This is a genomic window from Psychrobacter sp. Cmf 22.2 (assembly GCF_001921745.1).
Classification (GTDB): domain Bacteria; phylum Pseudomonadota; class Gammaproteobacteria; order Pseudomonadales; family Moraxellaceae; genus Psychrobacter.
The window spans coordinates 275,357-297,610 of record NZ_MRYA01000002.1 but is presented as its reverse complement, the minus strand read 5'-3'; the positions used below and the strand labels follow the sequence as shown (position 1 = coordinate 297,610).

At 42.2% G+C, this 22,254-nt stretch carries 19 protein-coding genes and 1 pseudogene; 2 read left to right on the top strand and 18 right to left on the bottom strand.

From position 1 onward, the window contains the following. Window positions 1-172 precede the first annotated feature (172 nt). The 15 genes and pseudogenes from lptB to BTV98_RS05370 form a co-directional block, all read right to left on the bottom strand. The gene (gene lptB / locus BTV98_RS05440; protein WP_058368925.1) at window positions 173-925 is read right to left on the bottom strand and encodes an LPS export ABC transporter ATP-binding protein; all 753 of its coding nucleotides are present in this window, start codon (window positions 923-925) and stop codon (window positions 173-175) included. A gap of 104 nt (window positions 926-1,029) precedes the next feature. After that, entirely contained in the window at window positions 1,030-1,545 is a 516-nt protein-coding gene (gene lptA, locus BTV98_RS05435) for a lipopolysaccharide transport periplasmic protein LptA (RefSeq protein WP_178379363.1), read from the bottom strand. Between the two features lie 361 nt (window positions 1,546-1,906). Continuing rightward, window positions 1,907-2,494: an LPS export ABC transporter periplasmic protein LptC gene (gene lptC, locus BTV98_RS05430; RefSeq protein WP_058368926.1), complete on the bottom strand. Its 588-nt coding sequence runs from the start codon at window positions 2,492-2,494 to the stop codon at window positions 1,907-1,909. Beyond that, complete coding sequence (locus tag BTV98_RS05425) at window positions 2,491-3,057, bottom strand: HAD family hydrolase (protein ID WP_075103092.1); 567 nt, start codon at window positions 3,055-3,057, stop codon at window positions 2,491-2,493. The genes lptC and BTV98_RS05425 overlap by 4 nt, the downstream gene beginning before the upstream one ends. A 57-nt stretch (window positions 3,058-3,114) precedes the next feature. Next, window positions 3,115-4,107, bottom strand: coding sequence for an SIS domain-containing protein (locus tag BTV98_RS05420; protein WP_075103091.1), 993 nt, complete (start codon window positions 4,105-4,107; stop codon window positions 3,115-3,117). 295 nt (window positions 4,108-4,402) lie between these two features. Next, window positions 4,403-4,942 (bottom strand): RNA chaperone Hfq, encoded by a 540-nt coding sequence (gene hfq, locus BTV98_RS05415; protein ID WP_058368929.1) that lies wholly within the window; start codon window positions 4,940-4,942, stop codon window positions 4,403-4,405. Window positions 4,943-5,341: 399 nt separating this feature from the next. After that, window positions 5,342-6,478 carry a tRNA (adenosine(37)-N6)-dimethylallyltransferase MiaA gene (miaA, locus tag BTV98_RS05410; protein WP_058368930.1) on the bottom strand — a complete coding sequence of 379 codons (1,137 nt, stop codon included), beginning with the start codon at window positions 6,476-6,478 and terminating at the stop codon, window positions 5,342-5,344. Between the two features lie 97 nt (window positions 6,479-6,575). Next, window positions 6,576-8,393 carry a DNA mismatch repair endonuclease MutL gene (gene mutL / locus BTV98_RS05405; RefSeq protein ID WP_058368931.1) on the bottom strand — a complete coding sequence of 606 codons (1,818 nt, stop codon included), beginning with the start codon at window positions 8,391-8,393 and terminating at the stop codon, window positions 6,576-6,578. A 44-nt stretch (window positions 8,394-8,437) separates the two neighbouring features. Further along, complete coding sequence (gene tsaE, locus BTV98_RS05400; RefSeq protein WP_058368932.1) at window positions 8,438-8,956, bottom strand: tRNA (adenosine(37)-N6)-threonylcarbamoyltransferase complex ATPase subunit type 1 TsaE; 519 nt, start codon at window positions 8,954-8,956, stop codon at window positions 8,438-8,440. Continuing rightward, on the bottom strand, window positions 8,956-9,570 hold the full coding sequence (locus BTV98_RS05395) for a 6-carboxytetrahydropterin synthase (RefSeq protein ID WP_058368942.1): 615 nt from the start codon (window positions 9,568-9,570) through the stop codon (window positions 8,956-8,958). The genes tsaE and BTV98_RS05395 overlap by 1 nt, the downstream gene beginning before the upstream one ends. Window positions 9,571-9,727: 157 nt before the next feature. Beyond that, on the bottom strand, window positions 9,728-10,057 hold the full coding sequence (locus BTV98_RS05390; RefSeq protein ID WP_058368933.1) for a YnfA family protein: 330 nt from the start codon (window positions 10,055-10,057) through the stop codon (window positions 9,728-9,730). A 96-nt stretch (window positions 10,058-10,153) separates the two neighbouring features. Beyond that, complete coding sequence (locus BTV98_RS05385; RefSeq protein ID WP_058368934.1) at window positions 10,154-10,483, bottom strand: DHCW motif cupin fold protein; 330 nt, start codon at window positions 10,481-10,483, stop codon at window positions 10,154-10,156. A gap of 161 nt (window positions 10,484-10,644) precedes the next feature. Then, window positions 10,645-12,840, bottom strand: a pseudogene (betT, locus tag BTV98_RS05380) (choline BCCT transporter BetT). A gap of 267 nt (window positions 12,841-13,107) precedes the next feature. Continuing rightward, entirely contained in the window at window positions 13,108-14,379 is a 1,272-nt protein-coding gene (locus BTV98_RS05375; protein ID WP_058368935.1) for a saccharopine dehydrogenase family protein, read from the bottom strand. A 428-nt stretch (window positions 14,380-14,807) separates the two neighbouring features. Then, window positions 14,808-16,028, bottom strand: a complete 1,221-nt coding sequence (locus BTV98_RS05370; protein ID WP_075103090.1) for a carboxynorspermidine decarboxylase — start codon at window positions 16,026-16,028, stop codon at window positions 14,808-14,810. A gap of 90 nt (window positions 16,029-16,118) precedes the next feature. Here BTV98_RS05370 and BTV98_RS05365 point away from each other — a divergent pair, with 90 nt between their 5' ends. After that, the gene (locus tag BTV98_RS05365) at window positions 16,119-16,784 is read left to right on the top strand and encodes a DUF924 family protein (protein ID WP_082638023.1); all 666 of its coding nucleotides are present in this window, start codon (window positions 16,119-16,121) and stop codon (window positions 16,782-16,784) included. Window positions 16,785-16,877: 93 nt separating this feature from the next. Here the strand turns inward: BTV98_RS05365 and BTV98_RS05360 are convergent, their stop codons facing one another. The 3 genes from BTV98_RS05360 to lpxB all read right to left on the bottom strand — a co-directional run bounded on the left by BTV98_RS05360 (window position 16,878) and on the right by lpxB (window position 20,723). Beyond that, window positions 16,878-18,197 carry a hypothetical protein gene (locus BTV98_RS05360; RefSeq protein WP_058368937.1) on the bottom strand — a complete coding sequence of 440 codons (1,320 nt, stop codon included), beginning with the start codon at window positions 18,195-18,197 and terminating at the stop codon, window positions 16,878-16,880. 287 nt (window positions 18,198-18,484) lie between these two features. Then, window positions 18,485-19,357 (bottom strand): ribonuclease HII, encoded by an 873-nt coding sequence (locus tag BTV98_RS05355; RefSeq protein ID WP_083606112.1) that lies wholly within the window; start codon window positions 19,355-19,357, stop codon window positions 18,485-18,487. 52 nt (window positions 19,358-19,409) lie between these two features. Continuing rightward, window positions 19,410-20,723: a lipid-A-disaccharide synthase gene (gene lpxB, locus BTV98_RS05350; RefSeq protein WP_082638024.1), complete on the bottom strand. Its 1,314-nt coding sequence runs from the start codon at window positions 20,721-20,723 to the stop codon at window positions 19,410-19,412. A gap of 419 nt (window positions 20,724-21,142) precedes the next feature. Here lpxB and BTV98_RS05345 point away from each other — a divergent pair, with 419 nt between their 5' ends. Next, a complete protein-coding gene (locus tag BTV98_RS05345) occupies window positions 21,143-22,225 on the top strand; it encodes a 3-deoxy-7-phosphoheptulonate synthase (RefSeq protein ID WP_058368938.1) in 1,083 nt (360 codons plus the stop codon). Window positions 22,226-22,254: the final 29 nt, after the last annotated feature.

Genomic DNA, 22,254 nt, shown 5'->3' with positions numbered 1-22,254 from the left:
ATGTTGAATATACGCCAATGGCCACTGACCAAGACCATTGGCGTATAGTTGAGATACCTTAATTAAATGGTGTTGACAGACAAAAACTCAAGGTCAGTGAGACATCATCAGTGTACGCTTAATCACCTATTAGTGCTTTTTTGAGCAATAAAAAGCCAATGCAAACCATGACCTACACTTGAAAATCTTTACCCAAGTAAACCGATTTTACCAGCTCATTGTCTAAAACTTCACATGCCGTACCTTCGGCAATGATGGCGCCCTCTGAGACAATGTAAGCTTTTTCGCAGATAGCGAGAGTTTCGCGTACATTGTGATCGGTAATGAGTACGCCAATGCCTCGATTTTTTAATGTTAAGATAACATCTTTAATATCACCAACTGAGATGGGATCAACCCCAGCGAAAGGCTCATCTAACAAGATAAACTTGGGGTCAGCGGCCAAGGCACGCGCAATCTCGCAGCGACGACGCTCACCGCCTGAGACGCTCATGCCTAATGATTTTCGTACATGCTCTAAATGAAACTCTCCAATCAGCTTTTCAAGCTCTTGCGTCTGCTGAGTAGCTGATAGCTCTTTACGAGTTTGTAGAATGGCTAAAATATTCTCTTCGATAGATAACTTACGAAAAATAGAGGCCTCTTGTGGCAAATAACCAATGCCAGCTCGGGCACGCTCATGCATGGCATACTTGGACAAATCCATTTTACCCAAGGTCACACGGCCTTTGTCCATATTGACCAAACCAACCACCATATAAAAGCTGGTTGTCTTACCTGCACCATTAGGCCCTAACAGCCCAACAACTTGACCTTGCTCAACTGAGAACGAGACATCTTTGACTACCCAGCGCTTACCGTAACGTTTGCCTAAATTTTGCATTGTCAGCCGTTCAACAATGGGCGTAGACGTGTTATTTAACATAGATGTATCATGACCATCAAGGTCGCTATTAAAACTACTGTTATCACTCATACGTTACTCATACTAAGGCAAATTTAAATGCTTATAAGATTTGGTAAATTATTTTAGCGTATACTGCTTTGATTGGTACTATTATTGGGCGGCAGTACCAACTCAACACGCTGATTGCCACCAGCTGTCGCTTCGACATCGCCAGCTTTTAGGCTATAACGAATGACATTACCAGCAAAGCTAGCACCGTTTTGCACCAGTTTTGCATTACCCGTTAAAGTAATAATACCGCTCACTGCATTATAATCAATCTTGTTTGCCTGACCTTTTGCTAGTCCTTTTTCTTGAGTGATAACTTGTTGCATGGTTGCTGGACGTCCGGTTGCCACTGCTGAATTGATGCTGCGCTGCTGCGATAAATTCACAGTGATATCATCAGCGGTAAGCTTTAATGTTCCTTGGGTAATAATGACATTACCAGAGTAACTGGTGACACCTGTACGCTCACTATAGGTTGCTTTATCTGCCAACAATTTAATGGGTTGGTTGGCATCTGATGGCAATGCATGACTATATAACGGTAATGCTATTAGCATAGCTGTCGGCAATACACGTAAGATTTGCGACATATAGTTTTGGCTAACGACAGGCAAAAAGTTAGATTTCATAAGCAGTTACTCTTTTAGAGTGAGAAAGTGATAAGTAGTAGAAAAGCAAAAGCTATTGGAAAATACGAGCAACCTAGATTGGTTACATGGATAAGTAGCAATAAGCGAGCCAATTACTACTATTACCTTTACCAACTATATCGATTCTAAATAGAACAGATACATTATATTTCAACACGGAACTGGTATAAATTTTTCTGGCTTGCTGTGCCTGCGCAGACAAAGGCTGCGTAAAATTTATCTCAGTTCCACTATATCGCTTTTATACTGAACTCACTATATTTTAAACTATCTAAGGCAATAATACGTAATATACAAGGCATTAAAATAAAGCCTGATCCTGACGCTCAGCGGGTGTAAAAGTCACAGCAACTTGCCCAAACTCATATTCACCAGTTTCAAGATTGGCCTTCATACTAGAAGCCTCAAAGCGATTCATACCTTGCTCAACTTTAACAGATTCATCGCTATAGACTTGGCGAGACTTGGTGTTTCCTTTAAGCGTTTGGCCTGTAACTTTAATAGGCTCAATATCTGATGCACCATCCGCTTTGTCTTCACTGACTAAAGTAAAACCACCAGACAGACGCAGCTCTCCTGTTTGTTGATTGATAGTAGCACTACCTGCTTGGATTTGATAACGCTGCTCATCAGATGGTTCCCAGTTCATGGTAATACCTGACATCTCATCTTGGTTGGTCACTGGGTTGTGCGTTAGTGAGTCGGCATTTAGCTCGTATTCAGTCTCACCTTCTTCATTGGTTTGTACCGCTTTTATATCAGTCGCTTCATAATCAACCTCGGAGGCTTCTATTTTTACTGGCGGTGTGACCTTACCTTGTTGTTGAAAAAACCAACCAGCAATACCGGCAATGATTAATGCTAGAATAATTAAGACACGAGTATTCACGATAAGTTATCCTGCGCTGGTACTTCATCAAGCGTATAGTGCGCAATAAAATCTTGATAACACCCATGACCTTTTAAAATCAAATCACATACTTCACGCACCGCTCCCATCCCGCCAGCGCGCGTCGTTACCATATCGCTGCGACTAATAACCTCAGCATGCGCATTGGGTACTGTCGCGGCCAAGCCGACGGTTTGCAGGGCTTTAATATCAGGCAAATCATCTCCCATATAAGCGCAGTCGGCAGCAGTAATATCAAGCGCTGGATCTAAGGTAGACAGCAGCTCTTTTAAGGCGATAAGCTTATCATCACGTCCTTGCACCACATAATCGATGCCTATTTCTGCAGCACGCTTATTGACCATAGGACTATTACGGCCTGTAATAATAGCAGTTAAAATACCATAACGTGCCAAAGACTTAATACCGACGCCATCTTGTACCGAAAATACTTTAGTCTCAATGCCATTAGCATCATAGATAATCTGACCATTCGATAAAATACCATCAACGTCCAAGACCAACATTTTGACCAGCCCTGCTTTTTCGATTAAGTCTTGCATAATTTATCTCTTATAAAATATTATTATTTGAATGTAAAACCTACTCGGTTTAAGCGCTTATTTCACACCTGCTTGTAGCAAGTCATGCACGGTGATAATGGCCTCCAAGCGCTCTTCCTCATCTATGATTAATAGCTGACTGATTGCATTTTCATTCATGACACTTAAGGCATCAGATGCACGCATCGACTTACTTACTTGGCGGGGATTCGTGCTCATCACATCTTGTATTGGGGTTGCAAGGTCGATACGTTTTTCTAAACCCCGGCGCAAATCCCCATCTGTAAATACACCAACAACTTTTTGTTCATCATCGATCACAACAGTCATACCCAAACGGCCCGCAGACATCGTAAACAAGGCATCTTGTAATGGTGCTTTTTGATTAACGAGTGGTAGATTATCTACATTACTATGCATCAAATCCTCTACTCGTGTTAATAGCTGGCGACCAAGCGCACCTGCTGGATGCGATAAAGCAAAGTCTTCTGAGGTAAAGTTACGTGCGTGTACCAAAGCAACTGCCAAAGCATCTCCTAACGCTAAAGTCGCTGTTGTACTAGAAGTAGGTGCTAGATTAAGCGGACACGCTTCTTGTGACTTGCCAAGTGTCAACATAATGTCGGCTGCGCGTGGCAACATACCACGTTTGTCCCGACTGATACTAATGAGCGGAATGCCCAGACGCTTAACCACTGGCAGTAACGTTTTGATTTCATCAGACTCTCCAGAATTGGAGATAGCAAGTAGCACATCGCCTTTTACCAGCATTCCTAAGTCGCCATGACCTGCTTCGCCAGGATGCATAAAAAACGCTGGTGTACCAGTCGAGGCAAACGTCGCTGCTATCTTGCGCCCTATCAGACCTGACTTACCCATACCAGTCACGACTACGCGACCTTTACAAGCCAAAATGATTTCGCAAGCCTGCACAAACCTATCGTCTATCTGTTCAGTTAACAATGCCAACGCGGCTATCTCAGTTTGAATAGCATCAACAGCAGTGGTTATAAATTGGTCATGGGTAAGATTGTTTGTACAGTTGTTCATGGTTTGGCTCGGTGATTATTATTGATAACATATTTTACTATATTGAACGCCATTTTAATAACATGGCTTAAAACAGCACAATGAAAGGTTGATTAAAAAACATATATCAGTGGTGCTACTTAGACATCGCTAAGACATTTGATTGGTTGTATCCTTTAACTATTTAGCAGGCTTAAAATAGTTTAGCAGGCTTAAAATAGTTAAATCGTTGATACAAAAAAGACCCACTGAGCAGCAGGTCTTTTTATTGAAATAGGCTTCAACAGTATACCTTTACAGATACAGATGATATCAATTAATTGTTATTATCATCAAAATCGTTGTTTGATTTGTCATCAAATTCAGTGTTTTCTGCTGGCGTCTCAAAACCGCGGTCTTGACCAAAACCACTGCGATCAAAGCTACGATCCTGAGTTTGACCTAAACCACCACGCTCAAACCCGCGGTCTTGTCCCTGTCCAAAGCCACCACGATTAAAACCGCTACGATTAGAAGCAAAGCCACGTTCTTCAAAACCGCCACTTACACTGCCACTTCTCTCAAAACCACTATTAGTACTCCCACCTTGATACCCACTAGTACCTTGGGTTTGCATACTACTACTCGATGATGCAGTAGTACTGGCGCCTCGTGGATTACGTGCTGGAACTACAGTCGAAATGGCGTGCTTATAAACCATTTGGCTAACCGTATTTTTTAGTAAAACAACATATTGGTCAAATGATTCAATTTGGCCTTGTAACTTAATACCATTTACCAAAAAAATAGACACTGGAATACGATCTTTGCGTAGTGAGTTTAAGAACGGATCTTGTAATGTTTGTCCTTTTGACATAAAAACTCTCCCAAATATTATATAATTATATTATAAGTGCTTGTTTAATTATAATGGTTAGAAAAAGATACAATAATAAGTTTTACCAATAAAACGTATCTAAATAAGCACCAGTTTTTCTTTATCAATTCTACTTTGTTTCAATATTATATTATTGTAAACAAATAAGTAATCAGTGACTCTTACAATAACAGTAAATAAACGACAGTTAATACGATATATTATAAATATCAAGTTAACAAATTATAACAGCTATCTAAGCCAGACTTTGAAACTTATTGTGATTTGTGCTTTTCAACTGTAGGTATTTATAACTTACCCTCGCTACTAATAAATCCACTTGATGTTTAATATTCTATGTTTCTTTAATAGTATTTTTGACCACGGTCAGTGGGTCAATTAGCGTAGGTACTCTCCAGCTTGCGCCATAGATTCGTAGGAAGATATGACAATTTCGTTGTTATTATGCAAATCTTTATCGATATTCGATAATCGGGTTAGCTTACGTAGCCAAGTATATTGGCGTTTGGCCAGTTGTCTTGTAGCATATAATGCCTTATTTTGCATTTGATAACAAGCAAGCGCCTCCGTTTGACTATCAAGCGTTAACAACTGTGATTGCAGCATCTTATCTTGGCCTACTTTTTGTTTGCTTGGGTTTTCAAATTTGCCAAAGACATCTTCAAACTGCCTCTTATCAAGATGTGTCTGCTCAAATACTCGGTGATCAATGTGTATTAAGTACTCTAAGACCTGCCGATAACCAACACAGCGCATAGATGGTAAATTAGGTGTCAGCGGATAAGTTTTAAGCAAACCAATTACTTCAGCTACTAGTCCCTCACGCCACATAATATCTAAACGCTGCTCGATACGCTTATGCAGCCAAGGACGATCCGGCATCACTGTAAGTACATGCCAATGCTGATGTGGATTGTCTGCTAGTGCTTGCTTAGGTTTACGCTGCCAGTCGCTTATAGCAATGTCAGTTTGCAAATATACTTCTACGGCGCGCGTAATACGCTGGGTATCAGTTGCATGAAGACGCTGATGACTGATGGGATCCACTTTACCAAGATAGTCAAATAGTGCCTGAATACCTTCTGATTGTCGCCACTGCTCTACCCGCAAGCGGACACTGTCCTCACTGTCTGGCACTGGAGATAGCCCGTCGAGTAACGCCATGTAATACATCATGGTGCCACCTACCAACAGCGGTATTTTGCCATTATTGTGACAGCTATCAATCAAGCGAGCGACATCATTGACGAATTCAGCCACGCTATAGCTTTGCATAGGGTCAATAATATTGACTAGATGATGCGGGTAACGCGTAAGCTCAGTAGTCGTAGGTTTGGCCGTACCTATATTCATATCACGGTATATAAGTGCTGAATCTACTGAGATTAACTCATAACGACCAGTATCGTATAACTCATAGGCTAAGGCGGTCTTGCCACTAGCCGTTGGTGCCATCAAGCAAACCACGCTATTATCCGCCAATTTAGGAGTGATACTATTAGACGTAAGCTGCATAGAATTGCCTTTGTGAGTAATAATTTAAATAGTCGAACTAGAGACTGGCTGTTTATAAGCACGTCATCTGCTTTTTATAATTAGATTGGGTCGTAATTTATTCAGGTAAAGACGACAACATAAATGAGATCAATTGATTGCGATCAATGTTTATGATTGCCTCATCAATTAGCAGCTTTTCTGTATCCGCTATAAAAACTGCCAAATCCTGCGCACTCATTTGCGTACTTACAGTTGCAAGCTGTTGGTTGATATATATAGGACTATCAGGCAGTTTGCTTCTTTTAAGTACATTGTCACTCAGTATACGTGACTCGAATAGCGAGCGCATTTTCGACTGCCAAGCCTCTGCACTAATCAGCACACACTGGCCTTTATTATAAAATAACAGCCAAGGCAATTTTTTGTTATCAATAGCCTCAATATGTGAAAACTTACTGATCACGCTATCCATCATATCAATAACGTCTAAGCAAACTGGTAGAGATTTGATTGATATATCTGAACCATTTAAACTACTAGCGCTATTAACGTTAACATTTGAAACTACACTCACAGGCTTAATATCTTGCTGCAATGATTTGTCAGTATAAGACTTTTTTACAGAAGCATTTGCTGAATAAGAGTTCGCTAGTTTTTTAGAAAACGTCGTATCTGATGACACCTGATACGGATATTTAGGCGTTTGTACTTGCCGGCTTTGTAGTAAGTCGTTAGTAGCAGACATGTTAAGTGACAAATCATCCAATGATTTACTTGTCAAAGCTTGCTTTTTTAGCTTTAAACGAATTGCATGGCTTAAATGCGCCATGATGTTGTTAAGCGGGCTTATCTTGATGCGCTGTTTAGACGGATGCACATTAATATTTAGCCATTTAGTAGGAACATCAAAATAAAGCGCATACCCCATGACATCTAATTGAGCATGCTGTGCAAGCTGTCGAATCTGATTACTGATTATTGGTTCTTTAACCAAACGGCCATTTACGTATAATAGCTTTGGCAAACTGTCCTGCTGTCGCTTTTGTTTATCGCTAGGCCATAACCAACCATTGATACTTGCCTGACTACTAGCATTTGCTTGGTCAGCATATTCTACAGATGCCTGCATTAGACTGGATAGATCGACTATTACCTCTAATGCGTCATCCATTAATGAGATACCAGTTGCTTGCTCAAGGCGTGATAATGGCAAACGATCAGTGTTGTCACTACTCCCATTGACTCCGACAGACTGATCGCGTTCATATTTGTCATTTGTAGACATCAGACTTGGTACTATAGAACTTGACGATAGTGCCAAGCGCTTTTTATTATCGTGAAACAGACTTAGTGCCACATCTGCCCGCGCCAAAGCTACTTCACGTACGATGGTTTCGATATGTCCAAACTCAGTCGCAATAGACTTTAGATTGCCTCGGCGTGCTGGTACGTTAAAGTATAAATCTTTAACCGTGATCGTCGTACCGCGTTTATGTACGACAGGTACTAGCTTTGGGCTATCTTCTAATACGCCTGCGACCTGTAACTGACGACCAATACCGCTGTCATCATGACTACTGGTTAAAGTCAGACGAGAAACAGCCGCTGTCGCTGCCAATGCCTCCCCGCGAAAACCTAACGTCGTAATACCATGCAAATTAGCCACATCAGCGACTTTACTGGTTGCATGACGGGTAATTGCCATGACCATATCATCAGGATGAATGCCGATACCGTCGTCCACTACCTCTATCATACCCATACCACCTTGAGTGATATGTACTTCAATATTGCAAGCACCAGCATCAATGGCATTTTCTAGCAACTCTTTAACCACTGCTGCCGGACGCGTTACGACCTCACCGGCTGCCAGTTGATTGATTAGCAATGGTGATAGTTTTTTGATACGTGTATTTGGATAGTTATCTGGCATTGAGGAGTGTCATATATTGTGAAACCCGAACGTGTTTTACCAAACTAAATATTTAGTAATGATAAGTCCAGTCCTTGTGCTTGTCCTACCTTTGATAGTCTTATTTCAACCTGACGAGTCTCATCTACGCTTTGGGTAATGTCAATAAACAACGCAGGAGGTGGTAGATAATTGTCAGCGCGACTTGGCCATTCAATGATGACTAGGGCGTCCTTATCCTCAAGATACTCATCAAAACCAATAAGAGATAATTCTTCAGGATCTTGTATACGGTATAAATCAGTATGGTAGACAAGCTTAGTTGTACCGTCATCTTGCTCAATACTATAAGGCTCAACCAAAGTATAGGTTGGGCTTTTCACCGCGCCCTTATGCCCCAAAGCTTGTAACCAATAGCGTGTCAATGTGGTTTTGCCTGCGCCCAAATCACCCGCCAACCAGATACTACCTGAAGGTAGCAAAGTAGCAAGCTGCTTGGCCAAACGCTCAGTATCGGTTTCTGAATATAAGGTTAATATTTGCAACTGTTTATCGCTCAAACAGGTATCGTTATGGTTAGACATTAGACTGTACCCACTTGTTGTTCATATACTTGCATGGTTACCGATGGATTGACAAAACGTTCACCACCAATCAATTTGGTATACAGCTCAGGATCATGCCACTCAGCGCGTACTTGCTCACTAAACTCAAAGTCTTCTAGCTTAAGCTTACCCATTTGCGCGTTTGCTACATCTTCAGCGAAGCATTGCGCGTAACCTGTAGCAGTCTCGTGAGCGATTACCGAATAGACACTGACGTCGGCTTCACCGTTTTGCATTTGGGTTTGCTGTAAAATCTCTTGCGCCCAAAAGAATATTACGCGTGAGAACTGCTCTGCGGATGGCGACACTGGCAAACTTATCCAGCGGGCGCTGAATTTTTTGCAAGCAGCAATATACTCAGGATCGTCTTTACTCCAAAAACAAATGGCATGATCAAAACTATCAATAATGTCTTTGATTGAGGATTTTAGTAGCCCAAAATCATAGACCATCTGTCCATGATCTAGACGCTTGGCCTCAAGAATCAACTCAATCTGATAACTGTGACCATGAATAGAGTGTTTGCAGCGCTCAGAGCTACAATTACGCACAATATGAGCATTTTCGAATTTGAATAGTTTACGTATACGCATAATAATTTTGACCAAAACAATAAGCACTATCGTGCTAAATATTAACCAGTAGGAGTTTGCCTGACTTAATCATTGGCTTACCACTTATTATAGCAAATCAATATGTATCCGTAAGTAAGCACTTATTAACACCTCTATTCCTTAGAGCCATTAGCGACTAATGACGCGGGGCGAACATGATAATCGCCATCCCTGTCAGCGCGACCGCAGAGCCCAGTATGTCCCATGAGGTTGGCCGAATGCCGTTTATGGTCCATAACCATAAAATTGCCATCGCAACATACACACCACCGTAAGCCGCATAAACTCGACCAGCTTCAGTTGGATGTAATGTCAGCAACCATACAAAGGCTGCCAGACTAAGCACACCAGGAATCAATAGCCAAATTGATTTACCTTCTCGTAACCACAAATAAGGCAAATAACAGCCAACAATCTCCGCCAGTGCTGTCAGCACAAAAAGACCAACTGTCTTTAATTCAGGCAAATCAATGACTCCTTGATGAGGATAAAAGCTGCCATATATTGCAGTTCATACTCTTATTTTATAAAGTTGTATTATTGTTATAGATTATGGATACCTTTAATCAACAATAAATAGCTTAGCACCTACCTGTGTTGATGAGCGATGGGCAATCGTATCGTCCGCCACTTGATAAGTCATACCTGGCGTTAGAGTAAAGATGCGACCATCCTTTAACTCTGTGTGCAGCTCTCCTTCCACGCATAACAAAATATGCCCTTTATAGCACCAGTGATCAGCAAGATAGCCTGCAGAATACTCAACCATATGCACATTGATATTATTAAATTCAAGCGTTTTCCAATATCCTGTGCCAGTCTCACCTTTGACTTCTACTGCTTGTACTTCTGTCCAGTCGGTAATTCCAAACGGTATACTCTTCATTTCCATAACATCATCTCCCTGATTTAATGATTAATGAATCCATTATAAAACTTTTTATTTTTTATCGCTAAAACCTAGCGGTAACCCTATGCTTGTATTCATAGTATGATTAATACAATTCAAAAGAAGTACCAAGCAACTTGATTTAAGCGAGCGCTAACATTCTTTTATAGTGTATTGATTACCGTGTCCGTTGGAGTACTAATAAAGGTTAAATAGGCTTGATATTGTTCAAGCACATCGTCGATAACTTGCTGCTTGGTCAAGCCCATTAAATCATAACCGCCTGAACCAGTCTGAGTTGTCACCTCTAAACGATAATAAACGTCGGTATTTGGCGCCATTTTGCCACTGAAAGTCGGTGACGGCGTCTCGACCATTGACACTTGGTAGTAAAAGTTATTCTTTGCATCGGAGGCAACTTTTAATAGTGGGCCACCAATATCAATATCGTTATCTATATGTGGAATGTTATCGCGGTCGATCTCATAACCTTGACGTTCAAACTCATTGGCCACATCATTGAGCGCAGGTCTCACGACACGATCCAAGTAATGTACCGCTTCACGTTTGGAGGGATAAGTCAGCATCTGCCCCAATCGCTGTTTCCATGAGCGCTCTGGTATATGACCACCGCTTGGCGCTATAGAAGGACGGCGTAGCACTTTGCCTTCGTTTTCAGCGCGCTCAATTCTTAGCGCTTTAGAAAAAGATAACATTACTAGGTAGGCAATAATAGTCACTGGGAGCGCAAAGATAAGCGTGGCATACTCCATCGTGATGACCCCGCCTGCAATCAACATAGAGATAGTCAACATCGCTGTCAATACCGCCCAAAATATACGTAGCCACTTAGGACCGTCCTCGCTTGGATCGGGAATGGACGTTGAGAAATTCGACATAACCATCGCGCCTGAGTTAGCACTGGTGATATAGAACAGCAAACCTGACAGCGTCGCTAAAGCCACCAAGATAGTCGCCCCTGGGAATAATTCAAGCAACGCATACCAACCGCGCTCTGGGCTTTGAACCGCAAGCTCAGCAAAGGCTGTATTGCCTTGTAATACCTCATAAAGCGCTGAGTTTCCAAAGAAAGAAACGATAATAAAATCGCATAATACGGGTACAGTAATCGCTGCAATGACGAACTCACGTAGCGTACGTCCACGCGAAATACGCGCTAAAAACACACCAACAAATGGCCCCCATGCCAGCCAAAACGCCCAAAAGAACAGCGTCCAACTGCCCATCCAGTCACTGCTACCGGGGACATAAGCAAAGGTTTTGAACATTCTAGAGGGCAAAGTAACAAAGAACTGTCCCAAATTTTCGACCAGAGCGTTTAATAAAAATGCTGTCTCGCCAGCGACAAGAATAAACGCCATCATCGCCACTGCACTCCAAAGGTTTAGCTCCGATATCCAGCGGATACCGCGATCAACCCCTGAGGTGGTCGCCAAAATAGTTAAAATAACCGCACCAACCACTAAAGCTATTTGCAGCGTTAAGCCTTCTTCTAAACCAAATAGCTTTGAGAAACCAACGTTAAGCAGTACCACACCAATGCCCATTGTCGTCGCGACACCAAATACCGTGCCTACTAAAGCGATAATACTAATACCATGACCGATAGAGCCTTTTACACGCTTACCAAGTAGAGGGTATAAAGCGGCACGAATCGATAACGGCATATTCCAGCGATAAGCAAAATAACCCATAGCCATACCAAGCAATGCGTAAACTGACCAACCAGCGATACCGTAATGAAACATCGTCCAAACAACGGCATCCTGCATGGCTTCAGCACTCGCCCCATCACCAGAGGGTGGCGTTAAATACTGGACGACAGGACCGGTGACCGAGAAAAACAATAGATCAATACCAACCCCAGCGGCAAATAACATCGCCGCCTAAGTGCCAAGCTTGTACTGTGGCCGTGAATCATCAGGCCCAAGGCGCACACTGCCCTCCTTAGACAATGCCACCCACAATACAAAACCAATGACCATCACCATTGTAATCACGTAATACCAGCCAAGGTTGGTTGCAATCCAATCCACGACTGTTTTCATGGTTGTACTGGCACTAGCAGGCATAAAAATTGCCCATAATGAAAAGGCAACAATGACTATCGATGAGATAATCAGCACGCTCCAATTAATATGAGCCACGCTGTTTTCTGACAACTCTTGCGCGCCTCGTCTAAGATCGCTACGGGATATGGGTAGGTCTTCATCAAAGGGTTTAGATTGACGCTCTGTACCACCAAATTGACTGCGCTCAAACGGTGTGCGTGAACTCTCAATTTGTTCATTTGGCTTGCCAGCCCCGGTTAAATTGTCGTCATTTGGTTCGTTGGTCATTCTTATTTTACCCCCTGCCTCTAGCTTAGATTGATCGTTTGCAGAAGACCTGAATCATAAGCTAAGTAATTATATTATTTAATAATAGGATTATGTCATATACTCAGTAATTTAATAGTGGTGGTAATGTGTCACGCAGGATTGTTATAAATAATGTCCATGGAATGAGTACAAAAAGTGTAAATGGCGAGTGATATTTAAATTTATTAAAAAGCCCACCTATCCTCAAAAAGAATAGGTGGGCTCATCTAGCAGACAATGAGTCTTTTAAATATCAAACTCAAGCGCTCTGTCACCCTTGGCGTCTTGAATACGCGTTGGCAGACCAATCTTATTCAATAGATTAATAAAAGGTTTGGCATCGAGCTCTTCGACATTGACCATCTTGCCCGCGTCCCACTCGCCGGTCGCAACCAGCATGGCTGCGGCAACGGGCGGCACGCCTGCGGTATAAGAGATACCTTGGCTACCGACTTCATTGTAGGCGTCTTTATGGTCTGAGACATTGTAAATAAAGACCTCGCTATCAACACCATCTATTTGGCCTTTGACCTTGTCACCGATGCAGGTCTTGCCGGTATAGTTTGGTGCAAGCGAGCTTGGGTCTGGTAGTACCGCTTTGACCACCTTTAGCGGAATCACTTCTTGTCCTTCGGCGGTCGTTACTGGCTGCTCAGACAATAGACCTAGGTTTTGGAGCACGGTAAAGACATTGATATAATGCTCGCCAAAGCCCATCCAAAAACGAATATTTGGCACATCTAGGTTGGCTGATAATGAGTGAATCTCATCATGTCCACTTAAGTAGCTGTTTTGCTCACCGACCACAGGCAAATCATCGGTACGCTTGACCTCAAACATCTTATTCGACTGCCACTTGCTGTCCTGCCAAGAGTACACCGTACCGGTAAACTCACGGAAATTAATCTCAGGGTCGAAGTTGGTGGCAAAGTACTTGCCGTGACTGCCGGCATTGATGTCGATAATGTCGATATCAGTGACCGAACCTGTGTCCATCATGTCATAGCCCAGACGCGCATAAGCGTTGACCACACCCGGATCAAACCCTGCACCCAAGATCGCTGTGACGTTATTGTCGGCACAGCGCTGTTTACGCTTCCATTCGTAGTTGTCATACCATGGCGGCGTCTCACAAATCTTACGTGGATCTTCATGGATGGCAGTGTCAATATAAGCCACGCCCGTCTCAATACAGGCCTCTAATACGGTCATATTGATAAATGCCGAGCCGACGTTGATGACGATTTGTACGCCAGTGTCTTGTATTAGCTGCACAAGCGCTTGGCTGTCCATGGCATCGACTTGATGGGTATGCAAGACTGCTGCTTGCTTAAAGCTACCTTTGTCTTTGACGCTTTGAGCGATAGCATCGCACTTATCTTTGGTACGTGAAGCAATATGAATCTCGCCCAGCACATCGTTATGCATTGCACATTTATGCGCAGCCACTTGAGCGACACCACCTGCGCCAATAATGAGTACGTTTTTTTTACTAGATTTGGTTTGATTTGTGTTCAATGAACAATCCTCCTTTGTGTCCCTGTCGATACCATTGATATTGGCTATGCAAAACAGAAACGAGTGAATGATATGCGTGAATTAAAAAGGAAGACCGAGGAAAACCCACGCACCCGTCGAGCAAGCACCATTTTATCGATGGCTGTTTGCCCGAGGCGATTATAACAATTTTTATCCCACTATCGGCAAAAATAATGTATAAAAAACCAACGAACTAAAAGTTTTAATAATTAACCTTAAGTCTTTGTTTTTGATAACTTAACTTTAACGACGAAGCCTTATATAGTCAATCCGATATAAAAACGATACAGTGAGATGAAACGTTGTTTTTCGCAGCATCTGTCTGCGTAGGCACAGCAAGCAAGAAAAACAACGTTTCATTGAGCGGCTTGATAGCCATGTATCTGATTTATTTGGATTCAACTATACTAAGACAAGCTGGCTTTGTAATCTTGATAATCAAATTCGCGCTGCACATCAATACTGCCATCTAGACGTCGAATCACAATCGCTGGCATATTAACACCATTAAACCAGTTCTTCTTTACCATGGTATAGCCTGCCGCATTACCAAACGCAACGGTATCACCCACTTGCAGTTCATGCGCCAAAGCATACTCACCAAAGATATCGCCTGCCAAACAGGAGCGGCCGTAGATAATAGTATTGTCAGCAGCATCTTGTTGCGCTTGATCGACAGGCATCACCTCTACTGACTCTGCATTGACAGAAGTGATTGGCGCAGACTCGCGATAAATGAGCAAATCAAGCATATGCGCCTCGATAGAGGCATCGACGACGGCGAGGTTTTTGTCATTGTGCATGGTGTCCAGCACTGTCGTGACCAGCGTGCCAGCGCCGTGAATGCTCGCCTCACCTGGCTCAAGGTAGACTTGTACGCCGTATTTTTCACTAAAGCCTTTTAATCTGTCGGCCAATTTTTCTAATGGATAATCAGGTGCGATAAAATGAATACCGCCGCCCAAGCTGACCCACTCGAGCTGCGCTAAAACATCACCAAACCTATCTTCTATATCCGCTAAGCTTGCGCTAAACGCCTCAAAGCTGTCATTCTCGCAGTTGTTATGAATCATCACGCCTGTGATATCGCCAAGTACCGCCTTGATTTTGTCTTTATCATACTCGCCCAAGCGGCTAAAAGGCCGGGCAGGATCAGCGATGATAAAAGACGAGTTACTGGTCTTTGGGTTGAGACGTAGCCCGACAGGGATGTTCTGTGCACGCGCTTTATCTTTAAAGGCATGCAACTGCGAGATAGAGTTAAAGATAATCTTGTCCGCATAGCTTAATACTTCGTCGATTTCATCGGCGCTATAGGCGACGCTGTAAGCATGGGTTTCTTTTTTATCTTCATCATTGCTATCGGCGCTATTATTACCAAAAGTTTCATAGCCTAACCGCACTTCATTGAGTGACGATGAAGTCGTACCATGCAAATAAGGCTGCATCACATCAAACACGCCCCACGTGGCAAAACACTTTAGCGCAAGCAAAGCCTTGGCACCAGACAACTCACACAGACGCGCGATAGTCTGCATATTGGCAACGATTGCCGCTTCATCAAGCAAATAATAAGGCGTAGACGGTAATGATAAAGTGTTGGTTTTTTCAGAGTGTTTTGTATTCATAAGAGGTTACCTAATCGCTGCTGTTGGCATCATGACAGATATAAATATTTGCGCTATAGTAGACTAAATTCATTATAATTAGAATATCTTATGTCACTATCAACTGATTATTCCACCTCTGCCAGCCAAGCTAATTTATCGCAACTTAATTTAAAGAATATCAATTTAGAACACCTTAACGCTGATGCATGTGCGGTCTTAGATTTTTGGTTTGATAAAGATAATGAGCAGTATTGGTTCGAACAAAACAATAACTTTGATAATCAAATAAAAGAGAAATTTGACGATATTTGGCAAGCCGCCCAGCAAGGTGAATGCGTGATTTGGCGTATTACAGACGCGCCAGCAGATAGCAACAGCTCAATTACCGCTTTGGCAGGACGATTGGCAGAGATTATCGTGTTAGATCAGTTTTCTCGTAATCTGTGCCGCAATCAAGTAGGTGCTTTTGCGCAAGATGGAATGGCACTGGTATTAGCTCAAGAAGCCATTCAACAACCCTATTTCGATACCCTACCGATGCCGTGGCGCAAATTTATGATTATGCCGTTTATGCATTCTGAATCTTTGATGATTCATGATCGCTACTTACCATTGTTTGAACAGTTAAATGATGCAATGACACTCGACTTTGAGCATCGTCATAAAGACATCATTGAACAGTTTGGTCGTTATCCGCACCGTAATGAGGTATTAGACCGAGAATCAACTGCTGCTGAAGAAGAGTTTTTAAAGCAGCCAAATTCATCATTTTAAGCCTTTCCGTCTCGTAGAAGAAGGGCTGGATCAACAATCTGATTCAGCCCTTTCTTTATAAAGACTCTATATAATATTTACAAAGTCATTCAACTAGTAGTTGACTTCCCCCGTTGTAAAAGTAATTTGCTTAGACTCTTGCGTCTTATTGTCTACCAAGACATCAAAGCTAACTTGATATTCACTATTGCCATAAAGCCCGCAGTTCTTCCCTTTTCTACGACCCGTTTCACAGCTTTGTAAACTATCAGTGAGTGGTAAGATAAAGGCTTCATTTTGTGGCAATTCATAAGCGGTTCTCTTATGAGGGTCGTTGCTATAGTCTAATAAATCAACTGGCACATCTATATTACGCTTGACATCACGAAACTTGATATTGCTAATTTTAATGCTTTTGGCGGATGGCATATTAATATAGATAGGCTGTCCAATAGGGTCAGTACCTAGGTCACGGCCTGTCCCCGCCACTGGGCTTGGAAATTCATTGTAGAGCGCTGTATTGGTATCTACTACATCAGTACATGGATAAGTAAATAGACCATTAACCGTACGATTTTCTGTTTTTTGATCAGCTGATGAGGCGTTGACAAAGACATAACTTTGGCTTTTGTCAGCAGCTTTACCGTAAGGTTTATAAGCTATCATGCCTGAGCCTGTTTGGCTGAGGTTAGGTGTTACTAATAAACGCATATGATAAGGCGCTGCTAATAGAGATTTTGTCATCGAATGGGCCGCATAATCTGGTGATGCAACTTTACCAGCTGAGCTGTAGTAAGTAACTCTCGAAATATTTTCCACGACTCCATGAGCCAGATTTGAATACCCAGCTTTAAGCAGTCGATCTTTAAAGCTAACACCTGTAAAGAACGGGTTATTCTTTCCTGTCCAATTCCTTATATCTGAAATCTCTTCTTCACCATGAGCATTAAAAATTGTCGGTCTACTATTTGAAAACACATGCTGGATATACTGCGCATGTTGCGTGGCTATTTTGTTGAGCTCGTCATTATCTGCCATTCCGCCAAGCGCACAAGCCTGTCTTTGCGAGCTTAGTAGGCTTGACCCTACTTGCGCAGCCCCTTTATGACTCTTACTCTCAACGTTTATCATATCGACTTCAGTCTTTGATACTGTCGGTGTAGTGTCAGCGTCTGAGGATTCTGGAGAAGTAGTAGATTCTGATGATTCAGTAGAGGTAGTAGGCTTTGAGGTGGTGGACGTGTCGTTAGATACTGTTGGGTTTACTGTTTCAGGTGAGTTAGAGGTATCTGGGCTACTACTTGAACCCTTGTCATTGCTCGTGTTACTACTGCTACTGCTTCCGCTATCACTACCACCGCCACCACAAGCAGTTAGAAGAAGTGCTGACGAGAGAGCCATGACAAGACTTTTCTTTGAGGTAATAAAATTCATCGTTTATCCTATTTCGTAAAATGAGCATATTGGGTGACCATAATCAGAATGAGCAATAAGTATGCCAATTGAGGATAAATAGAACCGTTTATGACCATAAAAAAACCGTCTGTAGTAGACGGTTTGATAGAACGTGGATTTTATAATTTATTGGAAAGACGATTTGGAGGGCGGCCTTGAGTGGTGTTTTGAAAATATTATGTAGTTTTGCTTAGGCTATTTTCCTCTATACAACTTAATGAAGAAACACAGGAAATAATGAAGTAAATAGCGCTTTTACGGCTACTCTATCCTTCATTATTCAATGCTTTTCTTATCGGCCCAAAGCTACGACGATGCTCGGGTAGCGGACCATAAAGTGTCACAGCTTCCATATGAGCACGAGTAGGATAACCTTTATGCTTGGCAATACCGTATTGCGGATACAATGAATCTAACTGGTACATAGTTTGATCGCGACTGACTTTTGCTAAGATACTGGCAGCTGCAATACTAGTGTGCCTTGCATCTCCTTTTACCCAAGCTTGGCAATCAATATTGGACTCAGATATACCAAGCGTTGCAAGTGTCAGATAATCCAGATCTGGACAGCGATTTCCATCGAATAATACTTGAGCTTGCAGCTTACAAGATGCACTATTCATAATATCTGCACAATGCGTTGCCACTGCCGTTAGTAGTGCTTCTGTGCATAAGCGCATACCGAGCATAGTCGCTTGTAGTATATTGATCTGATCGATAACCGCTGCTGGAATTTCCGCGATAACATAACCCAAAGCATGTTGCTGCACCAGCGGATAGAGCTTATCGCGCTTTTTTTCGCTCAACTTTTTGGAGTCCGTCAATATCGATAAAGGCGTATTTAGCAGTGGCTGATTTTCTATAAGATCTGACCATATGCGCGGCAAAATTGCGCCAGCAACGTTCACACTACCAAGCAAAGGTCCACGTCCTGCCTCATCAATACCAATCTGTAGCGAGGTTATCTCTGTTTCATGACCTCTATTTACGATCATCTGACATAAATCGTCAGTAAGCTTTAATTGACCGTGCAAACGAATTAGGGCCGCTAAGTCTATAAACTGCCCTTTAATATCTATAAGCCCAATATCACTTTTAATAGGGATAATATGATTATCTAAAATGGTTTTGTGACTCATGAATAGCCTACTTCTTGTATGACTTTTTATTGATATTTAACTGATAGTGATTTTATGACGGCTTTTGGCTATCTTGAGCAAACCATTGCATAATGACACTATTGGCCGGTTCATGATTGCTTTGCTGCTGTAATGTTCGCTTAGTATCAACCAAAGCTTGGAGCTGCTCGGCATAGGCACGAGGCTGCAATAGTTTTGTGACTGTCCGGCAAATATTCTCTCCATTTGCTTGCTCTTGTATCAGCTCAGGCACGATAGCTTTTGCCGCCAATATATTGGGCAATGCGACATAAGGCACTTTTACCAAACGCTTCGCAATTTGATAAGTCAGCTGATTTAATTGATAAATAACGACCATTGGACGCTCAAGAAGCATGGCTTCAAGTGTCGCTGTACCTGACGCTAGCATAATAATATCAGAAGCTGCCATGGCTTGTTGGCTAAAGGCTGGCTGACTTTGGTCATAGACTACAACGATGGCTGCACGCAACTGCTCTGAGCGCCGATCAATCACGTCTTGCACGATATATTGATGGTTTTGATCAACAGTCGGTATGATGAAACATAACTTAGGATCGACTAACAATAGTTTTTGAATACCATCTAACATCAATGGCAAAATCGCTGTTATCTCGCCACGCCTTGACCCTGGCATTACACAAATCAGCTGACTCACATCATCAAAACGTTCAACGAAAAACTGCTGTAAACCATCATTTTGCCAAACCAGCTCACTACGTAGCTGATTGGTTGGGGTATCTACTAAGTCTTGATTGAGAGTTCGTAATAGCGGATGACCGACACATATCGCCGGATGGTTATGACGCTCATATACTGTCAGCTCAAATGGAAACAAGCACAACACCAAGTCGGTCGCCGCCTTGATACCATGTATACGCGATTCGCGCCATGCCCAAATTGATGGGCTGACATACTGCACACAGAACACCCCCTTTGGTTTGAGCTTCTTTGCAACCCTTAAATTAAAATCAGGCGCATCAATACCGACAAACCAATCTATATGAGCAGTTTGAAAGGCTGCTAGTAGCTCACGGCGCGCTTTAAGCAAGTCAGATAGCTGCGATAAAACCTCTACCAATCCCATTACTGCTAGACGCGCTAGTGGAAAAATACTATGTAATCCTTGCGCTTGCATTTTTGCGCCGCCAACCCCGACCCATACGATATCATCACGTAGATTATTCATTTGCTGCATAAAGTCTGCACCCAAGCTATCGCCAGATACCTCACCTGCTACAATACCAATCACCAATGGCTTATGCGACAAATGCTGTTTATCTTTTATCTTACCAAGCGGGTCGGCAGACACCTGTGTAGCTTGAAAGGGTGTGGCAGAATCAGTCATGACAAACTCTCAATCTGAACAACGTAACAATAAATAATGAACAATTTTAAGAAATATTAAAGCTTATGTCGTAAGAATGGGATAGGAAAGCGCCTTAGATCAAACATTTAAAATAGCTAGTACAAACGAAATAGCCAAGTCTTGTCTAAGCAGTAAAGTATAAAACTATTGGCCTTAACCTATTATTTTTAGTTCTTTTATTAAATATAGTAAGCACGATTATGCATATAAATATAGACACTAGATAAGTTATGTAGAACAAAAACCGACCCTATGTATTCCAGTAATAGGCAAGTATAACAAAATTTTGGTTTTAACATTCCAGTTATCAGTCAATTAACTCATCGACTGCCCTTGCCAACCTGCTATTTAGACCGCATAATGAATATCCCTATATATTAGCTAGATGAAGTAAAATCATGACAACAACAGCTACCCACAACGCAGATATTGATGACGTGAATATTGAACAATTCATCCCTTTAATTACTCCCGCTGAGTTAAAAGCTGAGCTACCCCTCTCGAACGAAGCGTATAAAACCGTCCTAAAAGGTCGTCATACTATTCAAGATATTCTGGATGGTAAAGACAAGCGCCTGTTTATAGTCATCGGCCCTTGCTCTATCCACGATATCAAGGCAGCTCACGAATATGCTGATCGCTTAGCCGTATTGGCTAAAGAAGTCGAAGATACTATATTTGTCGTTATGCGTGTCTATTTTGAAAAGCCGCGTACCACTGTTGGCTGGAAAGGTATGATTAACGATCCTGATATGAATGACAGCTTTGATATCGAAAAAGGTCTACGCACCGCTCGTAAGCTACTTCTTGATTTAAATGAGAAGGGTTTGCCTTGTGCCACTGAAGCTTTGGATCCAAATACGCCGCAATACATGCAAGACTTAATCAGCTGGTCAGCGATTGGGGCGCGTACCACTGAGAGCCAGACACACCGTGAAATGAGCTCAGGCTTATCATGTCCAGTAGGCTTCAAAAACGGCACTGACGGTGGTATGACTGTCGCTGTCAATGCGATGCAAGCAGTAAAAGAAGGTCATAGCTTCCTAGGCTTGTCAGCAGATGGACAAGTCTCTATCATCAAGTCGAAAGGCAACGCTTACGCACACGTGGTACTGCGCGGCGGTAATGGCAAACCTAACTATGATGAAACTGCTGTAGCTCAAGCTGAAAACGAGCTTGCTAAAGGTAAGACCAACAGCAAGATTATGATTGACTCAAGCCATGCAAATTCAGGTAAAGATCCTTATTTGCAACCGATGGTGATCCAAAACGTCGCTGAGCAAATTCAAAAAGGCAACAAGTCTATCATTGGTATGATGATTGAAAGCCATCTAAAAGGCGGCAATCAAAAACTGACAGAGGACTTAAGTCAGCTTGAGTATGGTAAATCAATCACTGATGGGTGTCTTGATTGGGACAGCACAGTCACTGCCATACATAACTTACGTGATACGGTTAAAGATATTTTACCTAATCGCTAATTGTCTTCCATTGATTGCCTAAATGCTCA